The following is a 3578-nucleotide window of genomic DNA, read 5'->3' on the forward strand; positions in this document are numbered from 1 at the left end:
ATCCTTTTGCTGGCGATTTATACCGCTATTTGAACTTTAATGAAATCGCTGGTTTTGAGGATGAAGGCCGGGTAATTCCCCTAGAAGATTTACCTAAAATTGAGGATATCTTAGGGATTCCTTCTGGTGTTTTGAGTTAGTATGAAGTTTAGGGTGAGCTATGAAAAGCTCACCTTTTGTTCAGAAAATAAAGAGGTAAAATTTATGGGGATGCCCTGTGAAGTGAATAGTATTTTAAAGTTAAAACCATCTCAAGGTTATCCAGAAAGTTTGGAATTATCTAAACAGTATCAAGGGAGCAAAGAAGATTATAGAATTATTCCTGTTGATGTTCCCATTCCTTTGGTAAATGAACATTGGGTCGCCTACGCAGATGTTATCATTGAAAAATTAGTTTGGGAAAATCGTCAAACAACAGTTTTATTTAGAATTGATAGGATTTATCCAGTCCCTTTTATTGTCAAAGAAACTTGAAATTAGATGAAGGATCAACAACGAATAATTATTGCAAGAATTATTAAGTAGGTAGGCACAATTATTTGTAGGATGGGTTAGCGGTAGCGTAACCCATGCGGGCGTTGGGTTTCATGCTTCAACCCAACCTACGTTCATTTTATATTTAATTCCACCCACCTACTTAAGTATGAATTTGATTATTTTCTCAGAAAATTCAAGCCTTGGGAAAAACTCATATTTTTGTTATACTTAATAGTAGCAATTGTGACAGGTTTAGGGGATGCAAGTTCATTTTTTACAGGAGAGAATAGTCCTATACCTAGGGAATGGAAATTATTAAAAAGTCCTCAAATAGTTACGATTATATCTATTATTATCTTAGGAATTCCTGTTCTACTCTCTCAAACACAGACTGGACAAGATACTGTTGAACTTTTAGAAACAATTCGCTTAAATATTGTGCCAGCAATCAGTAGTTCTTTAGAAGAATTATCTGTTGATATAAAACAAAAATTTAATCTACAGGGCAATATCAGAGTATCCTTGTGGATACCAGTGAGACAAAAGTTATTTACTTGGAATCTCCAAATGGTATGTAAAACTAGCAATGTATCTGATAGGGAACTAGAGGCACTTTTTGAATTAGATGAAGGGGTAATTGGTTACACATACCTGAAGACTATAAGAAAGTATGCTTTGGAGTTTGTTGATATTTCCAATTCTCAGCAATTACCGTCTTCTTATGTCCCTCTCCAAAGAGACAATGAACTCTTAATTAATCCTCATATAAAAATTGTGTTAGCTGTAGCTGCACTGCAAAAAAGTTCTATTCTGGGACTATTAGCTGTTGATAACGATGATAGTGCGGATTTAAGCTCAATGAATGATAGAAATCTGCATAGTAGTATTTTAGACTGGATGACACAATACAATAACGTTGTTAAATTACTCTGGAGAATGAAGAATAATGTCTAGGGTATTGACTAGGTTAAGCAATTGACTCATGATAACAGTAGGGTTAAGACCTAAACCACAGAGGAAACTATTATGTCTGAGTCACTAAAACAACAGAGACAAGCACCTAGTTTAAAGTTAATTGAAATATTAGAAGATGGTAGTGCCAAAACTTTTATCTACGAAGATCCCGAAAAAAAGAGCAAATCCAGCTTTATTGCTCGAATAAAGGCTAAAATACAACAAAAACTCAGACCATCAGCTAATTAGTTCTTATGTATTTGCCAGATCATTTGTACACAAGGGGGTTATCTACCCCCGGATTTGTTTTTATAGTCATGACCGATTAGTTTGATACATTCTAGATACATGAAGCTCTTATCCTGTCTAGTATTAATATTCTCAATCTTAATTGAAATCGCTGGTTTTGAGGATGAAGGCCGGGTAATTCCCCTAGAAGATTTACCTAAAATTGAGGATATATTAGGGATTCCTTCCGGTGTTTTGAGTTAGTATGAAGTTTAGGGTGAGCTATGAAAAGCTCACCTTATTGACGATTTTTGCGACCAAGGAGATTAAAATCATGAAATTAGACCAGTTTGAATATATTTCTAATCGAGGCAACCCCAATGAATGGCGAATTGATGGATGTCAGTTAGGCAATATTAATTTAATCGTTGGTAAAAATGCCAGTGGAAAATCAAGAATTGTCAAAAGTATATATAAGCTATCAGAACTATTATCTGGAAGTGAAAAATTTGATCCATCTTTTAGAAAGGATACATGGCATTTATTTTTTGATTGCACCACAAATTGTAAAACAGAATATTTTCTAGAATCAGAAAATGGAGAAGTTCTCCAAGAAAAGCTAATTATTGGTAGCAAGCAACTTTTAGAAAGAAATGAGTCGGCAGAAGGTAGAATTTTTGCCCAAGAACTTAATCAGTATATGCGCTTTCAAACACCTAAAACAGAATTAGCAGTAGTTAAGCGTCGAGATACTATCCAACACCCTTTCTTGGAAGATATTTATAAATGGTCTAGCTCTCTAAGATTCTATGAATTTGGAACACAACTGGGAAAAAATACTATAGCCACATTGCCGCCAACAACAGAATTATTAAAAGCCAAAACAGATGCTAAAGATTGTGATCATGTTGTTGGAATATTTGTGCTGGGAAAACGAGAACATAGTGAATTCACTCAAAGAATTATTGACGATATGAATAGAATCGGTTATCAAATTGCAAAGATAGAAACTAAAGTACCGAGTTTTTTCAAGTCTAATATTTCGCCTCCTGAAAATTTAGACGAGGATTCAGACAATTTACCCAAGTTTTTGTATGTGCAAGAAGATGGGTTAAAGTCTGTCACGGAACAATCGGAAATATCTCAAGTAATGTTCAGAGCTTTATCATTATTTATTCAGATTAATTACGCTATTTTGTCAGATCAGCCTAGTTGTATTATTATTGATGATATTGGGGAGGGTTTGGATTTTCAACGATCTTCAGCTATAATTAAACTTTTAATTGAGAAGGCGAAAACAGGCTTAGTGCAACTTATCATGACCACTAATGATGAGAATATCATGAACGGTGTTCCTCTTGAATATTGGTCTGTTATCGAACGACAACCGGGAGTCGCTAAATTACATAATTACTCTAATTCTCCCGAACAATTTGAACAGTTTAAACATATTGGACTGAATAACTTTGATTTTTTTGCTAGTGAATACTACTTGCAGGAACCTAATTCAGAGGAGGTGATAGATTGATGTTACAGAAAAAACTAGCGATTTTTGTGGAAGGACAGACCGAAAGAATATTGATAACCAGGTTACTTCAAGAAATTGCAGGATACAAAAAAGTTTCTGTGGAAGTTTATCAAGTGCGCGGGGATAAAGCTAATCGCAAAATTGAACCGCTAAAATCAAATTCTATCGAAGTTGCTCCTTTCTTTATTCTTTTGTACGATTGCGGATGTGATTTTCATGTACTTTCCGATATAAAAAAACAACATGATAGTTTAACTAGGGTTTGCTGAATAATGGTAAAACCCTTTTAAAATAAAGCTTTTGACCTGTTAAAGTCCGATGTTCATGCTGCGAAAATAGGATTGGGACGTTCAAAAACCTTGCATTATCCTTCTTGTAGTACATCGCTTGG

Annotated in this window: 6 protein-coding genes; all 6 read left to right on the forward strand. The window is 34.5% G+C overall.

The features are described from left to right. Positions 1-204 precede the first annotated feature (204 nt). The 6 genes from PX482_RS05745 (at position 205) to PX482_RS05770 (ending at position 3456) form a co-directional block, all read left to right on the forward strand. Positions 205-474 carry a DUF2584 domain-containing protein gene (locus PX482_RS05745; protein WP_002761370.1) on the forward strand — a complete coding sequence of 90 codons (270 nt, stop codon included), beginning with the start codon at positions 205-207 and terminating at the stop codon, positions 472-474. A 246-nt stretch (positions 475-720) separates the two neighbouring features. Continuing rightward, positions 721-1431 carry a hypothetical protein gene (locus PX482_RS05750; RefSeq protein WP_002761371.1) on the forward strand — a complete coding sequence of 237 codons (711 nt, stop codon included), beginning with the start codon at positions 721-723 and terminating at the stop codon, positions 1429-1431. Between the two features lie 72 nt (positions 1432-1503). Continuing rightward, positions 1504-1680, forward strand: coding sequence for a hypothetical protein (locus PX482_RS05755; protein ID WP_002761372.1), 177 nt, complete (start codon positions 1504-1506; stop codon positions 1678-1680). 99 nt (positions 1681-1779) lie between these two features. Further along, positions 1780-1923, forward strand: a complete 144-nt coding sequence (locus PX482_RS05760) for a hypothetical protein (RefSeq protein ID WP_002761373.1) — start codon at positions 1780-1782, stop codon at positions 1921-1923. 70 nt (positions 1924-1993) lie between these two features. Further along, the gene (locus PX482_RS05765; RefSeq protein WP_288094257.1) at positions 1994-3187 is read left to right on the forward strand and encodes an ATP-binding protein; all 1194 of its coding nucleotides are present in this window, start codon (positions 1994-1996) and stop codon (positions 3185-3187) included. Next, positions 3187-3456, forward strand: coding sequence for a TOPRIM nucleotidyl transferase/hydrolase domain-containing protein (locus PX482_RS05770; RefSeq protein ID WP_288025946.1), 270 nt, complete (start codon positions 3187-3189; stop codon positions 3454-3456). Before PX482_RS05765 ends, PX482_RS05770 begins: the two co-directional genes overlap by 1 nt. Positions 3457-3578: the final 122 nt, after the last annotated feature.

The sequence above is a fragment of the Microcystis sp. M53602_WE12 genome (genome assembly GCF_030065455.1).
GTDB lineage: Bacteria > Cyanobacteriota > Cyanobacteriia > Cyanobacteriales > Microcystaceae > Microcystis > Microcystis aeruginosa.

What these genes read in the sequence shown, in the direction of transcription:
- PX482_RS05755 (WP_002761372.1), top strand. Translation starts at nt 1,504, where the DNA reads ATGTCTGAGTCACTAAAACAACAGAGACAAGCACCTAGTTTAAAGTTA.
- PX482_RS05760 (WP_002761373.1), top strand. Translation starts at nt 1,780, where the DNA reads ATGAAGCTCTTATCCTGTCTAGTATTAATATTCTCAATCTTAATTGAA.
- PX482_RS05765 (WP_288094257.1), top strand. Translation starts at nt 1,994, where the DNA reads ATGAAATTAGACCAGTTTGAATATATTTCTAATCGAGGCAACCCCAAT.
- PX482_RS05745 (WP_002761370.1), top strand. Translation starts at nt 205, where the DNA reads ATGGGGATGCCCTGTGAAGTGAATAGTATTTTAAAGTTAAAACCATCT.
- PX482_RS05770 (WP_288025946.1), top strand. Translation starts at nt 3,187, where the DNA reads ATGTTACAGAAAAAACTAGCGATTTTTGTGGAAGGACAGACCGAAAGA.